The sequence below is a fragment of the Halosegnis marinus genome (genome assembly GCF_029338355.1).
Taxonomy (GTDB): Archaea; Halobacteriota; Halobacteria; order Halobacteriales; family Haloarculaceae; genus Halosegnis; species Halosegnis marinus.
This window is the reverse complement of sequence record NZ_CP119802.1, coordinates 305,865-326,843: the sequence shown is the minus strand read 5'-3', so window position 1 is coordinate 326,843 and position 20,979 is coordinate 305,865. Positions and strand designations below refer to the sequence as shown.

The 20,979-nt window shown below is 71.7% G+C and carries 28 protein-coding genes and 1 tRNA gene; 14 read left to right on the top strand and 15 right to left on the bottom strand.

Annotated elements, in window-relative coordinates; all coding sequences use genetic code 11:
* The first annotated feature begins 39 nt into the window (after nucleotides 1-39).
* Entirely contained in the window at nucleotides 40-1,149 is a 1,110-nt protein-coding gene (locus tag P2T37_RS01885; protein ID WP_276235051.1) for a DoxX family membrane protein, read from the top strand.
* Nucleotides 1,150-1,196: 47 nt separating this feature from the next.
* Nucleotides 1,197-2,660 carry an RtcB family protein gene (locus tag P2T37_RS01880; protein WP_276235050.1) on the top strand — a complete coding sequence of 488 codons (1,464 nt, stop codon included), beginning with the start codon at nucleotides 1,197-1,199 and terminating at the stop codon, nucleotides 2,658-2,660.
* A 26-nt stretch (nucleotides 2,661-2,686) separates the two neighbouring features.
* Here P2T37_RS01880 and P2T37_RS01875 read toward each other — a convergent pair whose 3' ends face one another.
* A complete protein-coding gene (locus P2T37_RS01875; RefSeq protein ID WP_276235049.1) occupies nucleotides 2,687-2,845 on the bottom strand; it encodes a DUF7563 family protein in 159 nt (52 codons plus the stop codon).
* A gap of 83 nt (nucleotides 2,846-2,928) precedes the next feature.
* Nucleotides 2,929-3,243, bottom strand: a complete 315-nt coding sequence (locus P2T37_RS01870; protein WP_276235048.1) for a DUF7969 family protein — start codon at nucleotides 3,241-3,243, stop codon at nucleotides 2,929-2,931.
* Between the two features lie 75 nt (nucleotides 3,244-3,318).
* Here P2T37_RS01870 and P2T37_RS01865 point away from each other — a divergent pair, with 75 nt between their 5' ends.
* Nucleotides 3,319-4,173 (top strand): eIF2B alpha/beta/delta subunit family protein, encoded by an 855-nt coding sequence (locus tag P2T37_RS01865; RefSeq protein WP_276235047.1) that lies wholly within the window; start codon nucleotides 3,319-3,321, stop codon nucleotides 4,171-4,173.
* A 7-nt stretch (nucleotides 4,174-4,180) separates the two neighbouring features.
* On the opposite strand, the gene P2T37_RS01860 is transcribed toward P2T37_RS01865, so the two are convergent.
* The gene (locus P2T37_RS01860) at nucleotides 4,181-4,390 is read right to left on the bottom strand and encodes a DUF8106 domain-containing protein (RefSeq protein ID WP_276235046.1); all 210 of its coding nucleotides are present in this window, start codon (nucleotides 4,388-4,390) and stop codon (nucleotides 4,181-4,183) included.
* A gap of 157 nt (nucleotides 4,391-4,547) precedes the next feature.
* On the opposite strand from P2T37_RS01860, the gene P2T37_RS01855 reads away from it, so the two are divergent.
* Complete coding sequence (locus P2T37_RS01855) at nucleotides 4,548-5,576, top strand: mechanosensitive ion channel family protein (RefSeq protein WP_276235045.1); 1,029 nt, start codon at nucleotides 4,548-4,550, stop codon at nucleotides 5,574-5,576.
* Here the strand turns inward: P2T37_RS01855 and P2T37_RS01850 are convergent.
* Entirely contained in the window at nucleotides 5,573-5,971 is a 399-nt protein-coding gene (locus P2T37_RS01850; RefSeq protein WP_276235044.1) for a universal stress protein, read from the bottom strand. The genes P2T37_RS01855 and P2T37_RS01850 overlap by 4 nt on opposite strands.
* Nucleotides 5,972-6,014: 43 nt before the next feature.
* Nucleotides 6,015-7,367 (bottom strand): bifunctional metallophosphatase/5'-nucleotidase, encoded by a 1,353-nt coding sequence (locus P2T37_RS01845; RefSeq protein WP_276235043.1) that lies wholly within the window; start codon nucleotides 7,365-7,367, stop codon nucleotides 6,015-6,017.
* A 108-nt stretch (nucleotides 7,368-7,475) separates the two neighbouring features.
* On the opposite strand from P2T37_RS01845, the gene P2T37_RS01840 reads away from it, so the two are divergent.
* The 7 genes from P2T37_RS01840 to P2T37_RS01810 all read left to right on the top strand — a co-directional run bounded on the left by P2T37_RS01840 (nucleotide 7,476) and on the right by P2T37_RS01810 (nucleotide 11,336).
* Nucleotides 7,476-7,715, top strand: a complete 240-nt coding sequence (locus P2T37_RS01840; RefSeq protein WP_382211800.1) for a DUF5816 domain-containing protein — start codon at nucleotides 7,476-7,478, stop codon at nucleotides 7,713-7,715.
* Between the two features lie 74 nt (nucleotides 7,716-7,789).
* Entirely contained in the window at nucleotides 7,790-8,104 is a 315-nt protein-coding gene (locus tag P2T37_RS01835; RefSeq protein WP_276235041.1) for a DUF7116 family protein, read from the top strand.
* 41 nt (nucleotides 8,105-8,145) lie between these two features.
* Nucleotides 8,146-8,721, top strand: a complete 576-nt coding sequence (locus P2T37_RS01830; RefSeq protein ID WP_276235040.1) for a mechanosensitive ion channel domain-containing protein — start codon at nucleotides 8,146-8,148, stop codon at nucleotides 8,719-8,721.
* Nucleotides 8,722-8,776: 55 nt separating this feature from the next.
* Entirely contained in the window at nucleotides 8,777-9,715 is a 939-nt protein-coding gene (locus P2T37_RS01825; RefSeq protein ID WP_276235039.1) for a metal-dependent hydrolase, read from the top strand.
* 37 nt (nucleotides 9,716-9,752) lie between these two features.
* Nucleotides 9,753-10,400, top strand: a complete 648-nt coding sequence (locus P2T37_RS01820) for a hypothetical protein (protein ID WP_276235038.1) — start codon at nucleotides 9,753-9,755, stop codon at nucleotides 10,398-10,400.
* Nucleotides 10,397-11,104, top strand: coding sequence for a DUF2238 domain-containing protein (locus P2T37_RS01815; RefSeq protein WP_276235037.1), 708 nt, complete (start codon nucleotides 10,397-10,399; stop codon nucleotides 11,102-11,104). The genes P2T37_RS01820 and P2T37_RS01815 overlap by 4 nt, the downstream gene beginning before the upstream one ends.
* A 34-nt stretch (nucleotides 11,105-11,138) precedes the next feature.
* Nucleotides 11,139-11,336: a dodecin gene (locus tag P2T37_RS01810; RefSeq protein WP_276235036.1), complete on the top strand. Its 198-nt coding sequence runs from the start codon at nucleotides 11,139-11,141 to the stop codon at nucleotides 11,334-11,336.
* A gap of 88 nt (nucleotides 11,337-11,424) precedes the next feature.
* Here P2T37_RS01810 and P2T37_RS01805 read toward each other — a convergent pair whose 3' ends face one another.
* From P2T37_RS01805 to P2T37_RS01795, 3 genes are all read right to left on the bottom strand, one after another.
* A complete protein-coding gene (locus P2T37_RS01805) occupies nucleotides 11,425-11,778 on the bottom strand; it encodes a HesB/IscA family protein (RefSeq protein WP_276235035.1) in 354 nt (117 codons plus the stop codon).
* A 132-nt stretch (nucleotides 11,779-11,910) separates the two neighbouring features.
* Nucleotides 11,911-14,187: a CDC48 family AAA ATPase gene (locus P2T37_RS01800; protein WP_276235034.1), complete on the bottom strand. Its 2,277-nt coding sequence runs from the start codon at nucleotides 14,185-14,187 to the stop codon at nucleotides 11,911-11,913.
* A complete protein-coding gene (locus P2T37_RS01795) occupies nucleotides 14,184-14,426 on the bottom strand; it encodes a DUF7127 family protein (RefSeq protein WP_276235033.1) in 243 nt (80 codons plus the stop codon). Before P2T37_RS01795 ends, P2T37_RS01800 begins: the two co-directional genes overlap by 4 nt.
* A gap of 145 nt (nucleotides 14,427-14,571) precedes the next feature.
* Here P2T37_RS01795 and P2T37_RS01790 point away from each other — a divergent pair, with 145 nt between their 5' ends.
* Nucleotides 14,572-15,324, top strand: a complete 753-nt coding sequence (locus P2T37_RS01790; protein ID WP_276235032.1) for an alpha/beta fold hydrolase — start codon at nucleotides 14,572-14,574, stop codon at nucleotides 15,322-15,324.
* Here P2T37_RS01790 and panB read toward each other — a convergent pair.
* Nucleotides 15,318-16,124: a 3-methyl-2-oxobutanoate hydroxymethyltransferase gene (gene panB, locus P2T37_RS01785; protein WP_276235031.1), complete on the bottom strand. Its 807-nt coding sequence runs from the start codon at nucleotides 16,122-16,124 to the stop codon at nucleotides 15,318-15,320. The genes P2T37_RS01790 and panB overlap by 7 nt on opposite strands.
* Nucleotides 16,125-16,220: 96 nt before the next feature.
* Between panB and P2T37_RS01780 the strand changes: the two genes are divergently transcribed.
* Nucleotides 16,221-16,469, top strand: coding sequence for a DUF5822 domain-containing protein (locus tag P2T37_RS01780; protein ID WP_276235030.1), 249 nt, complete (start codon nucleotides 16,221-16,223; stop codon nucleotides 16,467-16,469).
* Here the strand turns inward: P2T37_RS01780 and P2T37_RS01775 are convergent.
* From P2T37_RS01775 to P2T37_RS01755, 5 genes are all read right to left on the bottom strand, one after another.
* Complete coding sequence (locus P2T37_RS01775) at nucleotides 16,466-16,693, bottom strand: hypothetical protein (protein WP_276235029.1); 228 nt, start codon at nucleotides 16,691-16,693, stop codon at nucleotides 16,466-16,468. The genes P2T37_RS01780 and P2T37_RS01775 overlap by 4 nt on opposite strands.
* Nucleotides 16,694-16,766: 73 nt before the next feature.
* Nucleotides 16,767-17,303: an HAD family hydrolase gene (locus P2T37_RS01770; RefSeq protein ID WP_276235028.1), complete on the bottom strand. Its 537-nt coding sequence runs from the start codon at nucleotides 17,301-17,303 to the stop codon at nucleotides 16,767-16,769.
* A complete protein-coding gene (locus P2T37_RS01765; RefSeq protein ID WP_276235027.1) occupies nucleotides 17,303-18,430 on the bottom strand; it encodes an acyl-CoA dehydrogenase family protein in 1,128 nt (375 codons plus the stop codon). The genes P2T37_RS01770 and P2T37_RS01765 overlap by 1 nt, the downstream gene beginning before the upstream one ends.
* 41 nt (nucleotides 18,431-18,471) lie before the next feature.
* Entirely contained in the window at nucleotides 18,472-19,644 is a 1,173-nt protein-coding gene (locus P2T37_RS01760) for an alanyl-tRNA editing protein (RefSeq protein WP_276235026.1), read from the bottom strand.
* Nucleotides 19,645-19,674: 30 nt separating this feature from the next.
* Nucleotides 19,675-20,205: a helix-turn-helix domain-containing protein gene (locus P2T37_RS01755; protein WP_276235025.1), complete on the bottom strand. Its 531-nt coding sequence runs from the start codon at nucleotides 20,203-20,205 to the stop codon at nucleotides 19,675-19,677.
* A gap of 143 nt (nucleotides 20,206-20,348) precedes the next feature.
* On the opposite strand from P2T37_RS01755, the gene P2T37_RS01750 reads away from it, so the two are divergent.
* A tRNA-Leu gene (locus tag P2T37_RS01750) sits at nucleotides 20,349-20,433 on the top strand.
* Nucleotides 20,434-20,533: 100 nt separating this feature from the next.
* Here P2T37_RS01750 and P2T37_RS01745 read toward each other — a convergent pair.
* The gene (locus tag P2T37_RS01745) at nucleotides 20,534-20,908 is read right to left on the bottom strand and encodes a DUF7522 family protein (protein WP_276235024.1); all 375 of its coding nucleotides are present in this window, start codon (nucleotides 20,906-20,908) and stop codon (nucleotides 20,534-20,536) included.
* Between the last annotated feature and the right edge of the window lie 71 nt (nucleotides 20,909-20,979).

Sequence of the window (20,979 nt, the reverse complement as noted above, 5' to 3'; positions counted from 1 at the left end):
GCCGCTGGGTTTTCCAATCGGGGCGGTGTAGCCCCGTGTATGTCCGCCTTCGAGCCGGCACACGTCGACTACGTCGTGCCGCCGCCGTCCGAGGCCGCCGACGCCCTGGAGTACGTCCTCGGGGTCGTGTCCGACCCGGCGAACGCCCTGCTGCTCGCGGGGGGGACGCTCGCGGCCCTGCTCGCGCTCGCCGGGGCGACGTACGCCCGCGGCCGCGTGCCGGACCTCGCGGTGCTCGCCGACACCCTCGACGGCTACCGCGACCTCGTGCCGTGGATGCTCCGGCTCTCGGTGGGACTCCCCACCCTCGGGGCCGGCTTCGCCGGCTACTACCTCTCGCCCGCGGTCCCGACTGGGAGCGTCAGCGAGGCGCTGACCGCCGCCTATCCCGACGTTCTCGCCCCGCTCGTCGCCCCGCCGGTCGTCAGGCTCCTGCTCATCGGCGTCGGGTTCGCCCTCCTCACGGGCTTTCTCACCCGCGCGACGGCCGCGGTCGGGGCGCTGTTGTGGCTCACGGTCGTCCCGGTCGCGCCGGACCTCCTGCTCGCGATGGAGTACCCCGTGCTGTTCGGGGCGCTCGTCCTCACCGGCGGCGGCCGCCCGAGCGCCGACGAGATGTTCGCCCGCGTCGCGCAGGCGGAGGGGACCTACTACCGCCGCATCGACCCGCTCGGCGAGTGGCCCCGCCGGGTGCGGACGGCGCTGATACCTGCCCGCCGCTACCTGCCGACGCTGCTCCGCGTTGGCCTCGGCGGGGCGTTCGTCTTCCTCGGCGTCACCCAGAAACTGCTCGACCCGGCGCGGGCCGCGCTCGTGGTCGAGAAGTACGGCCTGACGGGTGTCGTCCCCGTCGAGCCGGGCATGTGGGTCGTCGGGGCGGGGCTGACGGAGGCCGGCCTCGGCCTGCTGTTGCTCGCGGGGCTGTTCACCCGCGGCGGCGCGGCGCTCGCCTTCGTCGTCCTCACGACGACGCTGTTCGGCTTGCCCGACGACCCCGTGTTGGCCCACGTCTCCGTGTTCGGGCTCGCCTCCGCGGTGTTCACCCTCGGGGCCGGCCCGCTCTCGCTGGACCGCCTGCTCGCCGACCGCCTCGCGAGCCGCGGGGACGCGGGGCGCGCGGAAGGCGACCCCGCCGCGACCGGGGACTGACGGGAGCGAGCGAAAGCTATTCCGGCGGCGCCGGCGGACTCCGAGGCATGACCGAGACCTTCGAGGCGGGCGACGTCACGCTCCGGCGCGTCCGCGAGTTCGTCTGGGAGATACCCCCCGAGGGCGACATGCGCGTCCCGGCGCGCGTCCTCGCCTCCCGCCCCCTGCTCGAGCAGATCGCCGACGACCGCACGCTCGAACAGCTCCGCAACACGACCCACCTCCCCGGCGTGACCGACTACGCGCTGTGCATGCCCGACGGCCACCAGGGGTACGGCTTCCCCGTCGGCGGCGTCGCCGGCATCGACGCGGAGAACGGCTGTATCTCGCCCGGCGCGGTGGGGTACGACATCAACTGCGGCGTCCGGATGATGCGGACGGACCTCACCTACGACGACGTGCGCGGCCGCGAGGAGGAACTCGTGGAGGCGCTGTTCGACGCCGTGCCGACCGGCTTGGGCGGCGGCGGCGTCGTGCAGGGGGACGCGCCGACCGTCGAGGCCGTCCTCGAACGCGGCGTCGAGTGGGCGCTGGAGGAGGGGTGGGCCGTCGAGGACGACCTCACGCACTGCGAGGACGAGGGGCGCCGGCCCGACGCCGACCCCGACGCCGTCTCGCAGAAGGCGAAGGACCGCGGGCGGAACCAGCTCGGCAGCCTCGGCTCCGGGAACCACTTCCTCGAAGTCCAGCGCGTGACGGACACCTTCGACGCGGCGACGGCCGAGGCGTACGGCCTCGCGGAAGACCAGGTGGTCGTCCTCATCCACTGCGGGTCGCGCGGGCTCGGCCACCAGACGTGTAACGACTACCTCCGGCGTATCGAGCAGGAGCACGCTGACCTGCTCGCGGACCTCCCCGACCGCGAACTCGCCGCGGCCCCCGCCGGCTCCGAACTCGCCGAGCGGTACTACGGCGCGATGTGCGCCTGCATCAACTTCGCGTGGGTGAACCGCCAGCTCATCATGCACCGGACGCGGGAGGTGTTCGCCGACGTGTTCGACCGCCCGTGGGAGGAGATGGGGATGGAGCTGTTGTACGACGTGGCGCACAACATCGCCAAGAAGGAGGTCCACGAGACGAGCGCGGGCGAGCGTGAGCTGTACGTCCACCGGAAGGGCGCGACGCGGGCGTTCCCGGCGGGCCACCCCGAGGTGCCGGCCGCGTACCGCGACACGGGCCAGCCGGTCATCATCCCCGGCTCGATGGGCGCGGGGTCGTACGTGCTGTCGGGCGGCGAGGCGTCGCTCTCCGAGACGTTCGGCTCGACGGCCCACGGCGCGGGGCGGCTCATGTCCCGGACGCAGGCGAAACAGGAGTTCTGGGGCGGCGACGTGCAGGACGGCCTGCGCGAGGGTCAGAAGGTGTACGTGAAGGCCTCCTCGGGCGCGACCATCGCGGAGGAGGCGCCCGGCGTCTACAAGGACGTGGACGAGGTGGTTCGCGTCTCGGACGCGCTCGGCATCGGGGACAAGGTGGCGCGCACCTTCCCCGTCTGCAACATCAAGGGGTAGTCGGCCGCGGGCGGAACTGAGAGGGGTTACTGCTGGCGGGGGGCGCGCGCCTCGCGCACGTCGTTGCCGTCGCGCATCTTGTCCTCGCAGTGGGGGCAGACGCGCACGCTGTCGAAGCCGTCGGGGGCGAACACCTTCACGTACTGTTCGGAGACGTAGGAGTCGCAGTTGAGACAGTTAGCCATGTCCGTGGCGTTCTCCTTGCCGCTTAAGTAGCTTCTCACTCGCCCCGGCCGCGTGATGCGGTTTCAGGGCAGAACCGTGAGGGTTACCGCCGGAGGAAATCGAAGTTCGCGTCCGCCGTCGGCGTTCGGGGGTCGAGTTCCTCGCCGTCGGCGAACTTCACGAACGAGAGGTAGTACGGTTCGCCACACCCTTCGCCGTCAGTCTCGGCCGCGCCGCAGACGAGTTCGACGCCGTCGGCGAGGTCGCCCGGGTCCGTCTCGCCGTCGAGTTCGTAGGCGGGGACGTACTCCCACCCCTCCAGCGGGTGGGGGGTGACGCACTTGTCCGCGAGGTAGGCGTCGCGTTCGAGTTCCGCGACGGTCTCACACCGCGGGCAGTAGTAGGTGACACCGACCATACCCCCGGTACGGGGCGCGGACGCTTGAGCGGACCGGCCCGGAAGGACTTTGCCCGGCCCGGGCGACCGCCCGGTATGATAGACGAGACCGTCGCGGAGATAGAGGGGATGCAGACCCACTCCTCCTCGGTGGTTGCCGTGAAGGCCGCCGAGGCGCTCCGCGAACTGTTCGACCGCGACTACCCGACCGTCGAGGAGTACGTCCGCGACCTCGAACGGAACTCCAACGCCCTCCGGCGGGCGAACCCCTCCCACGCGACCCTCCACACGACCCAGCGCGAGATCGTCGAGGCCGTCGGCGAGACGGGCGGCACGGACGTCGCGGCGGCGAAGGAGCGCACCGAGGAGGTCATCGCGGCCGTCGTCGCGGAGGTCGAGACCGGGAAGGAACGCGCCGCGGCGGCCGCCGCCGAGCGACTGGAGGACGGCATGACGGTCCTCACCCACGACTACTCCTCGACGCTGCTGGAGGCCATCGAGATGGCCGCCCGCGACGGCGCCCACCTCGACGTGTACGTCACCGAGGGACGGCCGCGCTACCTCGGGCGGAAGACGGCGCGGACGCTCGCGGGCATTGACCGCGTGGACCCGCACCTGCTCGTGGACTCGGCGGCGGGCCACGTCCTCGACGACTGCGACGTGGCCGCGTTCGGGATGACCTGTATCGTCGGCGAGCGCTACTACAACCGCATCGGCACCTTCCCCATCTCGGCGACGGCGAACGAACTCGCCGTCCCGGTGTGGGTCGTCGGCTCCTCGTCGAAGATAATCGAGTCCGGCGGGTTCTCCTTCGAGAACGAGACGCGCTCGCCAATCGAGGTGATGCGCGAGCCGGCGGAGGGGTTCACCGTCGTGAACCCGGCCTACGACGAGACGCCGCTCCACCTCGTGGACACGGTGATAACGGACGCCGGCGTGCGGACCCCCTGAGCGAGCCTCAGGCGAGCATCCCGAACACCGGCTGGGCGACGATGACCGTCGCACACTCCGGACAGACGATGCGGTAGCCCGCCTCGCCCTCCCGGACCAGCCAGTCGCCCCCGAGTTCGCTCCGGTGACCGCACTCCGCACAGAACAGCGACATCTTCGCGGCCGTCGAGGGGGGTTCGTCGTCCGAGTCGGGGAGAGGGGGACCGGCGGGGCTCATTGGCGAGACGTACGTGCTCGACGGATAAAGCGTTGGTCGCAGGCGTGTCAACACGCGGCTAGGACACGGGGCCAGTCGCCGGAGCCGCGGGCCGTCGCCGCGCTCCGTGTCGGACGGGGAGGGCAACGCTTTTTCGAGGCCCCGGCGACCGCCCGGTATGGCACAGGACGGGGGAACCGCGACGGCCACGCCGACGGCCTCGCCGACCCCCACCGACACGGGGTTGGAGACGCCCGCGTGGCTCCCGACGTTCGTCCCGGAGTGGCTGTTCCAGGTGGCGGTCTCGCTCGCCATCCTCGTGGTCGGCTACTACGCGGCGAAGCTCACCCGGCAGTTCCTCGGCCGCCGGGTCGCGCGGCGGTTCCGCCGCCCGAGCGTCACCCGCACCGTCCTCCGGACGATACAGGGCGCGGTGCTGCTCGTCACGGCCTTCGCCGCGCTCGCCGTCCTCGGGGTCGGTATCGGCGACCTCGCCATCTCGCTGTCGGTGTTCTCGGCGGTGGTCGGCTTCGTCCTCGCGCCCATCATCGGGAGCGTCGTCAACGGGCTGTTCGTCCTCTCCGAACAGCCGTACGAGATCGGCGACATGATACACCTCTCCGACCGCGACGTGTACGGCTTCGTCGAGGACATCACCCTGCGGTACACGAAGATATTCACCCTCGACAACACCTTCCTCATCGTCCCGAACGGGTCGATGCGCGACCGCGACGTCATCAACTTCTCCGCCGAGGACGCCCGGACCCGCCTCAAACTCGACGTGATGGTCACCTACGAGTCCGACATCCAGGCGGCGCGCGACCTCATCGAGGAGGCCGCCCGCCGGACGGAGAACGTCATCGAGGGCGGCCCGGCCATCCGCATCGGCGGCGCGCGCTATCCCGCCGCGCCGACCTGCTACATCGAGAACTACGCCGACCACGGCGTGAACCTCCGCCTGCGCTACTGGGCGACGGAGCCGTACAAACTGCTCACGCTCCGCTCGAACGTCCAGACGAACATCTGGGAACTGTTCGGCGACGCGGACGTGGAGATAGCCTACCCGCACTCGCACCTCGTCTTCGACGAGACGAGCGGCGAGTTGCAGGTCGGGATGCGCGAGCGCGACGTCGACGAGGACCTCGGGCGCGCCACGAAGCGGGGCCGCGAGGGCCGGGAGGGCGACGCCGGGCCGGAGCGCGACTAGCCGACCGTGACGACCTTCGCGTCGAGTTCGCCGCGGAGGAACGACTCCACGTCGGGGTCGTCCACGAGGGAGCGGACCATCCGCCGCCAGCGGCTGGCCTGCTTGCGCCCGATGACGACGAAGTCGGCCCCCTCGCCGACCACCTCGTCGAGGATGGTCTCCTCGACGAGGAACCCCTGCCTGACGACGTAGCGGGCGCGTTCGAGCGCGCCGAACTCGCCCTCGACGGCGCGGCGCAGTTCCCGGCGGCTGACGCGCCCGTCGTTCTGATAGAGGTTCACGTGGAGGACGGTGAGGTCCGCGTCGTGCTCGCGGGCGATGTCGAGCGCCTCCGCGAGGGTGTTCCGGGAGTGCTCCGAGAGGGGGTAGCGGACGGGCACGATCACCAGCGTCATTGGAGGGACGTCGCGGTCGCCGGTGGTGTGTCTTTCCCTTCCGTCAGACGTGGCGCACCCGCCCCTCGACGCGCGGGTCGATGCCGACCTCGCGGGCGTACGCCTCGAGGACACGGTACTGTACCTCGACCGTCTCGACGCGGTGGCGCTCGCCCAGCGTCGGGAACTCGTCGTCCGAGTGGACGAGGTAGTCCGCGACCGCCAGCCGGTAGGTGCGCTCGGGGTCGAGCGGCTCGCCGGCGACGGTCGCCTCCACCAGGTCGCCCGAACTCCGGTCCACGACGATCTCCGCGCCGGCGACGTGCGCGTGCCACCAGTCGGGCTCGCCGAACCCCAGCCGGGCGCCCTCGCCCTCCTCGAACACCGCGGCGAGTTCCGCGCCCGTGAGTTTCGCGACCACCAGCGGCTCGTCGAACGGGATGAGCGAGATGAGGTCGCCGACGGTCACCTCGCCCGACAGCGGCGGCCCCGAGCGGATGCCGCCGGAGTTCTGGAGTGCGACGTCGGCGTCCGTGTACCACAGGTAGGCGTCCGCGACGAAGTTCCCGACCCGCGACTCCCCGTGGAAGCAGTCCACCTCGGTGCGCTCGACGGGGTCGGCGACGGTCGCGACCACCTCGTCCACGCCGGCGTCGGCCATTCGGCCGGCCATCGCGTCCCGCACCGACTCGTCGAGCGGGCCGTCCGCGACGACGTGTCTCGTCACCTCGCGGTCGGGCAGGGTCACTTCCAGCAGCACCTCGCCGTTCACGCCGGGCCGGGTGAGCAGCGTGCCGTTCAGCCGTTCGACGCGCTCCGCGTGGTTGTGGCCGCCGAGCACCACGTCCACGTCGACCTCCGCGGCCAGCGTCTCGTCGCCCGTGCCCAGGTGCGAGAGCGCGACGACGTAGTCGACGCCCTCGGCGCGGAGGGCCGCGACGGCCTCCTCGGCGGCGGCGTACGGGTCCGTGAACTCGACGTCCTCGGTGGCGGGGTTGATGCTCGCGGTGCGCGGGGTGACGAGGCCGAAGACGCCGACCCGCGTCCCGGCGACCTCGAAGACCCGCCACGGCCGCACGCCCGCGTCGCGGCCGAACGGCTCGCCGCCGCGCTCGACGTTGGCGCAGATCCACGGCTGGGGCGCGCGCGCTATCAGTTCGAGCGCGCGGTCGGGCCCGTAGTCGAAGTCGTGGTTGCCGAAGGTGTCGGCGTCCGGCCGCACGGCGTCGAAGAAGTCGAGCGCCTGCTCGCCCTTCGTGACGAGCGGGAGGATGCCGGGTGAGGTGTTGTCGCCGGTGCCGAAGACGAGCGTGTCGTCGTCGCGCCGCGCGGCGATGGTGCCCGCGAGGCGACCGAGGCGTTCGGGGTCGTCGTAGGCGTTCTCGATGTCGGAGTAGTGGAGGAACCGGACGGTCACTGTCGGGGGGAGGAGTGACGGGGGCAAAACCACACCGACTCGCCGCCGGCGCGCCCACAGGGTTTTGGCCGCGCGCCTCCGACACCCGGTATGAGCGACACGAGCGCGCTGGAACGCCGCGAGCGGGCGGACGGGGAGGTCCTCTACGTGGCCCGCGACGACGCCGAGAAGGGGTCGAAGGCCCCGTTCTTCGCCGCCTTCCGCGACCCGGAGCGCGAGCGCCGCTGGGGGTACTTCTGCGGCAACTGCGAGTCCTTCTCGAACGCGATGGACGCGATGGGCCGGGTGCAGTGCAACGAGTGTGAGAACTTCAAGCGACCCGACGAGTGGGACGCGGCCCACGAGTAACGGCGCCTCGCGGCTCCTATCGGCGAGCTAGCAAGTGCAAACCGTTAACACACCCCGCACTAAACGTCGGACGAATGGGTGCCGTTACGACCCCGCTCGGGACGGAGGCGGAATCGATATTCCGTGACCTCGGCTATGACGTCGAGCACCACGGGGGCGAACTCCGGGCCACGCGCAGGTGGCGAACCGTGTACGTGACGACCGCCGCGCCCGACGAGGCCCCCGACCACGGGGAGTTCCGGTGTTTCGTCGCGCGCGCCGACCGCGCGACCGACGTGCGCGACGAACTGTGTCGCGCCGACCACCCCTACGACTGGGCCGTCGTCGCCGTGGGCGAGGACGGCTACGACGTGCTCCACCCCGACGCGGGGACGCTCCGCGCGCCGTAGCGGGCAGGTAGCTTTTCGGGGCCGGCGGTCCCAGCGACGGTATGACACTCGCACAGGCATCGTCGGGGGCGCCGCCGACCGGCGACCTCGTCGCCGTCGTGGAGTACGCGCTCCGGGAGTTCGCCGCCGGCCTCGTCCGCGCGCTCCCCGACCTCGTCGCCGGGGTCGCCTTCCTCGTCGTCGCGGCCGTCGTCGTTCGCGTCGTCATGCTCCTCGTCCGCGCGGCGCTGGCGCGCGCGTTCCCCGAGGAGTCCCAGGTGTACCGGCAGTTCCTCGCCACCATCGTGTTCGTCTTCCTCGTGTTCGGCGCGGGGCTGTCGTTCCTCTCGCTCGTCGGCCTCGACGGCATCGCGGCGTCGCTCGGCACCGCCACCGGCTTCATCGCGCTCGGCGTCTCCTACGCGCTGTCGGGGATGATAGCCGACGCGGTCGCCGGGGTCTATCTGCTCCGTGACCCGGACTTCATGCCCGGCGACACCGTGGACGTGGGCGGCACCGTCGGCGAGGTGAAAGCCATCGAGCTCCGGAAGACCCGCCTCGACGTCGAGGGCGACACCGTCGTCCGTGCCAACGCCGAGATCGAGAAGAAGTGGACGAAGAAGGACGCCGCGGACTGAGACGGGCTACCACGGCCGCCGCGCGACTTTTATCCTCACGAGTGGTAGCTCGGCCGTGTTCGTCGGCCACGGCCTCGTCGCGTTCGCGCTCGCCGCGGCGGCCGCCCGCTCGCTCGGGTGGTCGCGCGAGCGGTCGCTCTCCGTCGGGGTCGTCGCCGGCCTGTTCGGGCTCGCCCCCGACGTGGACATGGCCTACGCGCTCGTCGGCCTCGTCGGCGCCGAGGGCGCGATGGACGCCGCGGCCGGCTTCTGGAGCGCCAGCACGCGCGTCCACCGCGCGGTCACCCACTCCTTCCTCGTCGGGGGGGTCGCCGCGCTCGCGGCCGGCGCGCTCGCCGCGCGCGGCCCCGTCCGCCTCGCCGGCGCGCTCGTGCTCTGCGGCCTCGTCGCCGCCGCGGGCCTCGCCACCGGTGCGCTCGCCGTCGGCGTGACCGCGCTGTTCGTCCTCGCCGTCGCCGCGATAGCCGCCCTCGGCGTCCGTCTCGGCTTCGGCCCGCGCGCCGTCGCCGCCGCGGCCGCCGTCGGCCTGCTCACCCACCCGCCGGGCGACCTCCTCACCGGGGAGCCGCCCGCCTTCCTCTACCCGCTCGACGCGACGCTCGTGGGCGCGCGCCCGGAGCCGTTCGCCGACGCGACCCTGAACCTCCTCGCGCCGCTGTACCTCGAACTCGCGACGTTCTGGCTCGCCCTCGTCGCCTACCTGTGGGTCGCCGACGGCCTGCCGGCGCTCGGGACCCACCTCCGCTGGCGGGCGGCGCTCGGCCTCGGCTTCGCGGGCCTCGCCGTCGTCGCGCCGCCGCCGACGCTCGGCGTCTCCTACCACTTCGTGTTCCCGCTCGTCGGCGTCGGCGTCGTCGCGGCCGCGCCGCTCCCCCTCGTCGAGGCCACGTCGCTCGGCGACCTGCGCGAGCGCCCGCTCGCCGTCGTGGCGACCGGCCTCGCCGCGGTGACGCTCGGCGCCGTCGCCTACACCGGGACGTACCTCCTGCTGTAGCCACCGGAGATAAGACGGGGGCGCCGCTACGGGGGGCATGAGCGAATCGGGAATCGGCACCGTGCTGGAGGAGGCGCGCTCCAACGCGGCCGTCGCGTGGGCGCTCGTGGGCATCGCCCTCGTCGCGGCCGTCGCCAACGGGCTGGCCGTCGCGCCGCTGTGGGCCGGCTTCGCGCTCGCCGTCGTGGCGCTCGCGCTGGTCCCGCCGCTGAAGTACCGCGACCCGACGGCGATGTTGCCGTGGGAGGTGTTGGCGCTCGCGACGCTGCCGCTCGTCGCGCGCGTCATGGTTGAACTCGCGGCGCTGCGCGGCGACGTCGTCACCTACGTCGCGGTGGCGGCCGTCGCGCTCGTCGTCGCCGTCGAACTCCACCTACTCACCCCCGTCGAGATGAACGAGCGGTTCGCCGTCGGCTTCGTCGTCGTCACCACGATGGCCGCCGCGGGGCTGTGGGCCGTCCTCCGCTACGGCTCCGACATCCTGCTCGGGACGACGCTGTTGCTCCCGCCGGGCGGCGCCGGCGCGTCCGAGGCGGCGCTCGCCGCGGCCGAGCGCGACCTCATGCTTGAGTTCGTCGCCTCCTTCCTCGCCGGCGTCGGCGCGGGCGCGCTGTTCGAGTTCTACTTCCGGCGGCGACACCGCGGGGAAGCCGTGATGGACGCCATGGAGGAGGTGGCGCCGTGAACGTCCGCGACCGCATCGGCCTCTCGGAGTCGAACCAGCGCCTGCTCGTCCGCGCGATGGAGGTCGGGCTGCTCGGGATGTTCTTCATCGGGCTGGACCGCGGCAACACCGGCATCGTCGTCAACAGCCTCGTCGGCATCGCCGTCACCCGCGCGCCCGGCCTGCTCGAACGCGACTACGGCATCCCGATGGACGCCGGCCTGACGCTGTGGATAACGGCTGCGGTGTTCCTCCACGCGCTCGGCACCGTCGGCCTGCCCGCGCCCGTCGTCGGGGGACTCAACGCCGTCGGTATCCCGGTCACGGACGGCAGTTTCTACAAGGAGACGTGGTGGTGGGACCACATGACCCACGCGCTGTCGGCCAGCGTCGTCGCCGCCGCCGGCTACTCCGTCGCGCGCGCGGTCGACGTCCACAGCCCCGACGTGCGCCTGCCCCCGCAGTTCATGTTCGTCTTCATCCTGCTCGTCACGCTCGCCTTCGGCGTCTTCTGGGAGGTACTTGAGTTCACCATCGGCGAGGTCGCCGCGCTCGCCGGCAGCGAGGGGACGATACTCACCCAGTACGGCCTCGACGACACGCTGCTCGACCTCGTGTTCGACTCCGTCGGCGCGGTGGTCGTCGCCGTCTGGGGCACCGCCCACCTCTCGGACGTGGTCGGCGCGCTCGCCGACCGGCTGGAGCGGCGCGAGGACGGGGCATAGCTTTACGACCGAGCGCCGGGACCGTCCGGACGCCATGGTGTTCAAGAAGATCACGCTGGTCGGACGCAGTACCGAGAGCTTCGACCACGCGGTGGACGACGCCGTCGACCGCGCGGAGGAGACCCTGGACAACGTCCAGTGGGTCGAGGTCGCGGAGATGGGCGTCGAGGTCGGCTCGGTCGAGGGCCGCGAGTACCAGGCGGAAGTGGAAGTCGCGTTCGAGTTGGAGTAGTCGCTTCAGGAGAAGAACGCGCCGCGCCGACGACCGGCGGTCCCGACGGGACCGCCTCCTTTCGCTTTCGAGAGCCCGCCAGCGGCCGTTACGTTCGGAAGCTCTCGCCGCAGCCGCACTCGCTCTCGGCGTTCGGGTTCTCGACGGAGAACCCCTTCCCCTGGAGGCCGCCCTCGAAGTCGAGGACGGAGCCGCCGATGTACTTCAGGCTCGCGGGGTCGACGAAGACGCGCAGGCCGTTCCCCTCCACGATGGTGTCGTCCTCCTCCGGCTCGTTGTCGAAGCGCATCCCGTACGAAAGCCCCGCACAGCCCCCCTGCTGGACGAACAGCCGCAGTCCCGCCTCGTCCGTATCCATCCCCTCGCCGGTGAGCAGGTCGAGCGCCTGCTCGGCGGCGGGTTCGGTGATGTCGACCGGCGGCGCGGTCTCGGCTGAGCTCATGAGTGTACGTTCGGCCGGGAGACCAAAACGGTGACGCCGGGACGGGCGCGCGCGAAACGGTTCGCGGCTACGTCGGGCGGCTCGCCCGTCGCGGGCGTTCGGACGGCGAAAAAGGTCGGGAAGTCGGCGGCGCTACTGGAACGTCCGGGAGACCTCGGTTTCGGCCTCGCGGGTGTCCTTGCCGAAGTCCTCCTCCATCTCGTCGTAGCGGCGACGCATGTCCTCGTCCACCGAGGCCCGCACCTCGCCGAGCGCGTGCTCGAAGTGGTCCATCGTGACCCGGACGTTGCCGACGGAGGTCTCGGCGTCCTCGGGCGCGACGGAGTTGATGAACTCGCGGGTCGCAGCCATCGACGCCTCGCGGCAGACGGCCTCGATGTCCGCGCCGACGTACCCCTCCGTGCGCCGGGCGAGCGCGTCGAGGTCCACGTCGTCGGCCAGCGGCTTCGAGCGCGTGTGGACCTCGAATATCTTCCGGCGACCGTCCTCGTCCGGGACGGGGACGTGGACGTGGCGGTCGAGCCGGCCCGGCCGCAGCAGCGCCGAGTCGATGAGGTCCGGGCGGTTCGTCGTCGCGACGACGACCACGTCCTCCAGCTCCTCCAGCCCGTCGAGCTCGGTGAGCAGCTGGGAGACGACGCGCTCGCCGACGCCCGAGTCGCTCATGTTGCGGCCGCGCTGGCCCGCGATGGCGTCTATCTCGTCGAAGAAGACGACGGTCGGGGCGTTCGACCGCGCCTTCTCGAACACCTCGCGGACGCCCTTCTCGGACTCGCCGACGTACTTGTTGAGCAGCTCCGGCCCCTTGATGGAGATGAAGTTCGACTCCGCCTCGTTGGCGACGGCCTTCGCGAGCAGGGTCTTCCCCGTGCCCGGCGGGCCGTACATCAGCACGCCCTTGGCGGCTTCGAGGTCCATCTGCTCGAACACCTCGGGGTAGTCGAGCGGCCACTGGACCGTCTCGCGGAGCCGTTCCTTCGTGTCGTCGAGCCCGCCGACGTCGTTCCACGTCACGTCGGGCACCTCGACGAACACCTCGCGCATCGCGGAGGGCGTGATGCCCTTCATCGCGTCCTTGAAGTCCGCCTCGGTCACCTCGATGGCGTCGAGCACCTCGGCGTCTATCTCGTCGGATTCGAGGTCGAGCTGCGGGCGGACGCGCCGGAGCGCGTTCATCGCGCCCTCCTTCGCCAGCGATTCGAGGTCCGCGCCGACGAAGCCGTGCGTGGAGTCGGCGTACTGGTCGAGGTCCACGTCGTCGGCCAGCGGCATCCCCCGCGTGTGGACCTGCATGATCTCCTTGCGGCCCTGCTTGTCCGGGACGCCGACCTCTATCTCGCGGTCGAACCGGCCGCCGCGGCGCAGGGCGGGGTCGATGGCGTCGACGCGGTTCGTCGCGCCGATGACGGTGACCTGCCCGCGCTCGTCCAGCCCGTCCATCATCGAGAGTAGCTGGGCGACGACGCGACGCTCCACGTCGCCGGAGGTCTCGCCGCGCTTGGGCGCGATGGAGTCGAGCTCGTCGATGAAGACGATGGCCGGCTGGTTCTCCTCGGCCTCCTCGAACACCTCGCGGAGCTGTTCCTCGGACTCGCCGTAGTACTTCGACATGATCTCCGGCCCGGAGATGTCGGTGAAGTAGGCGTCTATCTCGTTGGCGACGGCCTTGGCGATGAGGGTCTTCCCCGTGCCCGGCGGGCCGTGGAGGAGGACGCCCTTCGGCGGCTCGATGCCGAGCTGCTGGAACAGCTCGGGGTGGCGCATCGGGAGCTCTATCATCTCGCGGACCTGTTCGAGCTCGTCGTCGAGCCCGCCGATGTCCTCGTAGGTGACGGAGGGCGTGCCGCCGTCGCCGCCGGAGCGGTCGCCGCTCTCGCCGACGATCTGCTCGGCCGGCTTCTCCGACACCTCGACCTCCGTCGAGTCGGTCACGACGACCGTCCCGGCGGGGTCGGTGTCGGCGATGCGCATCGGTATCTGCTGGCCGCCCATCGACGAGAAGGCGCCGAAGCCGAAGCTGAAGGGCACCTGCTGGCCGCGGGTGACGGCCTGCCCCGAGAGCTTGTCGCGGATGGGGCCGCCGATGTTGCCGCGGATACGGAGGTTGGAGGGGAGCGCGACGGTGATGGCCTTCGCGGGCTTCACGTCGGCCTTCTCCAGCTCGACGCGGTCGTCGATGCCGACGCCGGCCTCCGAGCGGAGCCGCCCGTCGATGCGGACGATACCCGTGCCGGTGTCCTCGGGGTAGCCGGGCCAGACGCGCGCGACGGCGCGCCCGTCCTTGCCGGCGATGACGACGTAGTCGCCGTTCTCCAGGCCGAGCTCCTCCATCGCCTCGCGGTCGACGGCGGCGAGGCCGCGGCCGGCCTCGCTCTGCTTCATCGGCTTGACGACGAGGTCGGCGCTCATTCGCGGGTCACCTCCACGGTGACGACGCCGTTGTTGAGCCGCGCGGTCGCGCGACCGTCGGGCACGTCGAACTCGTACTGGTCGTCCCCGACGACGACCATCGCGGTGCCGTCGACCACGTCCACGCTCCCCTCGACGTCGGGGCCGAGGTCGGCGACGAGAACGGTGCTGCCGTCCTCCTCGTAGCGGGTACCGACGACGTTCTCGCGGCGGGCGGACCGCTCCTGAAACTCGTTCATGCTAACTCCAAGTTAGTTGTCTTAGTATATAAACCTTTGCCAGCCATGGGTGGTTTGTAATAAACAGCGGGCTCGTCCTTTGTTTGCGGTTCGGCGGACAAGAGCGCGTCGGCGGCTTCAAGCCCCGCCGGTTCGTCGCCCGGCCATGGAGACGCTGACGCGCGACGGGCGGACGCTCGCGTATCGAGGGAACGGCGACGACCCCGTCCTCTACGTCCACGGCGCGGGCGGCGACGGCCGCCTGTGGGTGGAACAGGAGGACGAGCGACTGCCGCCCGCGGTCGCGGTGGACCTGACCGGGCACGGGGAGAGCGACGACGCGGACCTCGCGCCGGGCGAGGAGACGCTCGATACGTACGCCCGGGACGTCGTCGCCGTCGCCGACGAGACGGGGGCGCGGGCCGTCGTCGGGAACTCGATGGGCGGGGCCGTCGCGCTGTGGGCCGTCCTCGAACACGGCCTCTCCCCCGACGCGCTCGTGCTGTGTGGCACGGGCGCGAAACTCGGCGTCGGCGACGACCTGCTCGGCCTCATCGGGAGCGACTTCGACGCGGCCGTCGAGGCGCTGTCGGCGCCCGACCTGCTCTTTCACGACCCCGCGAGCGCGCCCGTCGAGCGCGCGGCCGCCGCGATGCGCGACGCGGGGGCGGCGGTCACGGAGCGGGACTTCCGCACCTGCGACGCGTTCGACGCCCGCGACCGACTGGACGAGGTCGGGACGCGCTCGCTCGCGATAACGGGCGAACACGACGGGATGACGCCGCCCTCGTTCACGGAGTACCTCGGCGCGGAACTGCCGGACTGCGAGGTCGCGCTGCTCGACGACTGCGCGCACCTGTCGATGCTGGAGCGGCCCGGCGCGTGGAACGACCGCGTCGCGGCCTTCCTCGCTCAGTAAACGTCGTCCAGCCGCTCCTCGTAGTGGGAGTGCTCCGCGGCGGGGAAGTCCCCCGACTCCACGTCGTCCTTGTAGCCGGCGACGGCCCGCTCCATCTCGCCGCGCACGTCGCCCCACGACTTCGAGAACGGCGCCGTGCCGGTCGACCGGCCGAGCACCTCGTCCACGACGAGCACCTGCCCGTCGCAGTCCGGGCCGGCCCCGATGCCGATGGTCGGTATCTCGAGGTCGTCGGTCACGGCCGCGGCGAGGTTCGCGGGCACGTGTTCGAGGACGAGCGAGAACGCGCCCGCCTCCTCGTGGGCCGCGGCGAGGTCGGCTATCTCGCGGGCCGCCTCGCCGTCGGTCCCCTGGCGGAACAGCCCCGTCTCGTTCTCGTGCTGGGGCGTGAGCCCGAGGTGGGCCTGCACGGGGACGCCGAGGTCCGTCAGCCGGTCGGTGAGTTCCACCGTGTGGGGACCGCACTCCAGTTTCACAGCGTCCGCGCCGGCCTCCTTCAGCATCCGGCCGCAGTTCTCGACGCCCGTCTCGAGGCTCGCGCCGTACGAGAGGAACGGCATGTCCGCGACGACGAGCGCGTTCTCCGTCGCGCGGGCGACGGCGGCCGTGTGGCTCGCCGTCTCGTCGAGCGTCACGGGGAGCGTGGAGTCGTAGCCGAGCTGGGTGTTGCCGACGGAGTCGCCGACGAGGATCATATCGACCCCGGCCTCGTCGACCACCTCGGCGGTGGGGGCGTCGTAGGCGGTGAGCATCGTGACGGGCTCCACGCCTGCCTTCGCGCGGATGTCCTTCGCTCGCATACTCCCGGGTCGGCCGCGCGGCGCGATAAAGCCCCGGCATCGCCCCCGCTGGCCCCGGACCGTAACCGCTTACCGCCGCGCGTCCCGAGGCCGACCATGCCCGAGCGCGTCGAGACGAGCGACCCCGACGGGGTGGACTTCGCGTGGGTGATGCAGGTCACCTTCGTCGCCACCATCGTCGTCGGCGCCCCCGTCGTCGCCGTCGCCTCGACGGGCGTCGCGCTCCCGACGTGGGGCGACAAGGCGCTGTTCGCCGTCCGCGTCGGCGCCGTCGTCTGGTTCCTCACCGCCGTCGTCGTCTACCTCCTCGCGCGCCGCCGCGCCGCCGACCGCGAGGCCGACTAGTCGCCCCCGAATCCGCCGAGTACCGACCGCTCGGGGTGTGCCGCGAGCGACCCGACGATGCCCGCGACCGCCGTCGTGTAGAGATACGGCTCGGCCCCTCGGTAGCCGAACTCGACCGCGAGCGACTCGTGCCGGCCCGGAACGGCGAGGACCAGCGCCGCCCCGCCGACCACCAACAGGAACAGCGCGGCCCACTCGCGCGGGGTCCGTCCGGCGTCGTTCATCGGCACCTCTCGTCCGCCCGTCGGATGACATGGTCGTCAGGTTCGCCCGGCCGCCGCGAAAAAGGAGGGGGTGTCAGCCCACCCGGTCGAGCCACTCCTCGACGTAGGCGAACTCCACGCCCGCGCGCTCCGCGGTCCGCTCGTCGCGCGCGCCGTCGCCGACGAAGACGGCGTCCTCTCGCTCGACGCCCAGCCGGTCTATCGCCGCGAGCAGCGGCTCCGGGTCCGGCTTCTCGGCCTCGACGGAGTCGCGGCCGACGACGACCGGCGCGTGGTCGCGCAGGCCGTGGACGCCGAGCGCGATGTGGCACGCGCCGACGCTATTGAGCGAGCAGACGGCCGCGGGCGCGTCCCGGGCGAGCAGGTCGGCACACGGCAGCCGCTCGCTCGTGCGCGCGCCTGCCCGCTCGTGACGCGCGATGATGCCGTCCACGAGCGGGAGGTGGCCCGTCTCGCGCGCGGTCCGGTAGGCGTCCCAGAGGTCGCCGTACTCGCGGTCGACGCCCCGGCGTTCGAGCGCGGCGACGCACTCGTCGGTCACGGCGTCCCACGCCACCGAGAGCCGGACGAGCGTGTCGTCGAGGTCGTAGACGACCGCTCTCCCGCCCATCAGTCCAGCATCTCGCGGGCGACGACCGTCCGCTGTATCTGGGTCGTCCCCTCGTAGATGGTCGTTATCTTCGCGTCGCGGTACATCCGCTCGACGGGGAAGTCCGTCGTGTAGCCGTAGCCGCCGTGTATCTGGACGGCCTCGTTCGTCACGTCCATCGCCGTCTCCGAGGCGCGCAGTTTCGCCATCGAGGCGGCCTTGGCGGGCGGGTCGCCCGAGTGCAACTGTTCGGCCGCGTCGTAGGTGAGCAGGCGGGCGGCCTGCGTGTCCGTCTCCATCTGCGCCAGCTTGTGCCGGATGGTCTGGATGTCGGCGATGGGTTTGTCGAACTGCTCGCGGTCCTGTGCGTACTGCTTCGCTTCGTCCACCGCGGACTGCGCGAGGCCGACGGCCTGCGCGGCGATGCCGACGCGCCCGCCGGTCAGAATCGAGAGGGCGGCGGCCAGCCCCCGGCCCTCCTCCGTGAGCCGGTACTCCGCGGGGATGCGCGCGCCGTCGAACGTGAGCGTCGTCGTGTCGGAGGCTCGCAGCCCGAGCTTCTCCTCCTTCCGCCCCACCTCGACGCCCGGGGTGTCCTTCGGGACGACGAACTGCGTCACCGTCGAGGGGTCCTCGCGGTCGGTCTTGGCGAACAGCACGACCACGTCGCCGCGCTCGCCGTTCGTTATCCACTGCTTCGTCCCGTCGATGACGTACTCGTCGCCCTCGCGGCGCGCCTGCGTCGTCATGTCCGCCGGGTTCGACCCGGCCTGCGGCTCCGAGAGCGCGAAACAGCCGACCGGGCGGCCGTCCACCATCTCGGGGAGGAACTCCTCCTTCTGCGCCTCGTCGCCGAACTCCGCGATACAGGAGGTGGCGAGACAGTGGACGGAGAGGGCGGTGGCGACGGCGAGCTGGCCGTAGGCGAGCTCCTCGTTGACGAGCGCGTACGTCAGCCCGTCCACGTCGAGGCCGCCGTACGCCTCGGGCGTCGTCATCGCCGTGACGCCGATGTCGGCGAGGCCGTCCCACACGTCCTCGGGGAACGTCTCCGTCTCGTCGGCCTCGCGGGCGGTGGGGCGCACCTCCTCGGCGGCGAACTCGCGGACGGTGTCGCGTATCGCCCGCTGTTCCGCGTTCAGGTCCATACCACACCCTACGACGCGGGGCGCAAAAATCGCCCGTTCCGCTACTCGCCGCGCAGGAACGCGACCACGGCGTCCGCGTCGGCGTCCAGCCCCCCGGCCTGCGCGACGGTCGGGGAGCCGCCCCCGCCGCCGCCGAACGTCTCGGTCACCTCGCCGACCACCTCGTCCGCACCGACCTCGCCGTCCGTCGCCACCGCCAGCGAGCCGTCCGGGGCGACGAGCGCGACGACGGCCGCGCGGTCGCCGGCCAGCGGGCGGGCCGTCTCGGCGAGCGTGTTCGCGTCCCGGTCGAGTTCGCCCACGAGCCACGTCCGGCCGTCGCGCTCGACCGTGGGGAGGTCGGCGACCTCGCGGGCTGTGAGTTCCGCCGCGAGGTCGTCGCGCTCGGCTTTGAGGTCGTCGCGCTCCGCGCGGAGGGCGGCGACCCGGTCGGCGAGGCTCTCGACGTTCGTCCCGAGCGCGGCCGCCGCGTCGAGGGCCGCGCGCTTCTCGGTCGCGCGGCGGTCGATGCCCGTCGGGCCGACGGCGAACTCGACGCGCGTCAGCCCCTCGCCGGGGTTCGACCGCGAGAGCACCGTCACGGGGCCGATTTCACTCGTGTTCGTCACGTGGGTGCCGCCGCACGCGGCCTCGTCCCAGCCGTCGATGCTGACGACGCGGACGGTGTCGCCGGCCAGCCCCTCCTCCGTCTTGGTGTTGAACGCGACGGCGTCGTCGTTCAGCGCGTCGGCGCGCGGCCGCTCCTCCCACGTCACGTTGCGCGACTCCCAGACGGCGCGGTTGACGAGGCGTTCGAGTTCGGCGAGCGTCCCGTCCGTGATGTCCGTGCTCGTCGTGAAGTCGACGCGGACGCGCTCCTCGGTGATGCCGAAGCCGCCGTAGCCGAGGTCGTCGAGCAGGCGGCGGCCCGCGCCGTACAGCGCGTGGCTGGCGGTGTGTGCGCGGGCACAGTAGCGCCGGAACTCGGGGTCGATGCTGCCCGTTACGCTCGCGCCGGCGGCCAGTTCGCCATCCGCGAGCGTGTGGACGACCCGGCCGTCGCGTGTCTGGACGTCCGCGACGCGGTGCCCGTCGAGGGTGCCGCGGTCGGCGGGCTGGCCGCCGCCCTCGGGGTAGAAGTACGTCTCGGAGAGCGTCACCTCGCGGCCGCCGGACTCGACGGTCGCCTCGAACGACAGCGTCCCCGGGTCGACGGGGGCACGGCTACCGGTCATGGGTCGGGGGTCGCGCCCGTCCGTCAAAAATCAGGCGTCCTCGGAGAGCTGGACGTTCAGCCGCTCCTCGATGGCCGTGATGAGCGAGCCGGGGATGTTCGCGCGGTTCGCGCGCCCCTGCTCGACGGCGAGCACGTCGGCCTCCGTGACGCCGAGTTCGCCCGCGAGTTCGTCGGGCTGGAGGCCCGCGGACTGCCGCGCCTCTGCCATCTTCTCGCCGTAGTCGCGCAGGAGGTAGGGGAGCGGGTCGTCCTGGTAGTCGGTCCCCTCCTTCTCCCACCGGGTCGCGTCGCCCGTGTTCGCGTCCGCGAGCCGGGCGGTGTTCCGTGCGGCCTTCCGCCGGCGGTCCTGTTCGTCGCCGCGGCCGCTCCCGTCGCCGCCGGAGCCGCCCGAGCCGCCGGAGCTCCGCTTCCCGCCCTCGCCGTGCCGGGCACACTCGGCGCAGACCTGTAGCGTCGCGCCCGCCACGCTCTGCTCCGAGAGGCTCACCCCCTCCTTGCCGCACAGCTCGCAGCTGTCGGCGTCGTCGGAGCCGACCCCGCCCGTGGAGTACTTCGCCATGGGTACCAGTAGCTCGCGGAACCTACTTCAAGCCCGCGTTCGCGGCCGTCCTCCGGGCGGGCGCGCCGAGGAAAGCGCCCGCCGCCGAACCGTTCGTCTTTTATATCCCACCACAGTACGATGGGATGCACACGACACGGCGTGCGTGGGTAGCCAAGCCAGGCCAACGGCGCAGCGTTGAGGGCGCTGTCCTGTAGAGGTCCGCCGGTTCAAATCCGGTCCCACGCACTGCTCGGGTGACCTACGGTCACCGGAACAACAGTGCGGGTGCTCGTCCGAAGGACAGCACCCACGCATCATCCTACCGAAGCAAGTCGGGGAGCGACGGCTACGCCGCCTCGTCGAACAGCGTCTCGCGACAGTCGTCGAGGAAGGCGGTCAGGTCGCTGCCGATGTCCACGCTCACCGAGAAGCCGAACGTCGGGTCCTCCGCGTCCGGGAGCGTGAGTATCAACACCTCGTCGAAGTAGTGGGCCGACCCGCGAAGCTCCCCGATGCCGGGGAGTTGCCCGGAGTCCGCCAGCCGGTCCTCTGCCGCGTACAGCTCCCGGAGCTGACGGGCGATGTCGCGGGCCCCCTCGCTCTCGATGTCGTCGCGGCGGTAGAGGTAGCGCATCTCGCCGTCGCGGTACTCCAGACACGTCCGCAGGTTCACCCCGGACTCGGTCGCCAACTGCTGGAGGAGTTCCCCCCTGTTGGGCATACACGGCTTAACACGCAGCGCCGAATAAAGTCCCGTACAGCCCCGCTGACACGAGGGGTTTTGGCCCCGGC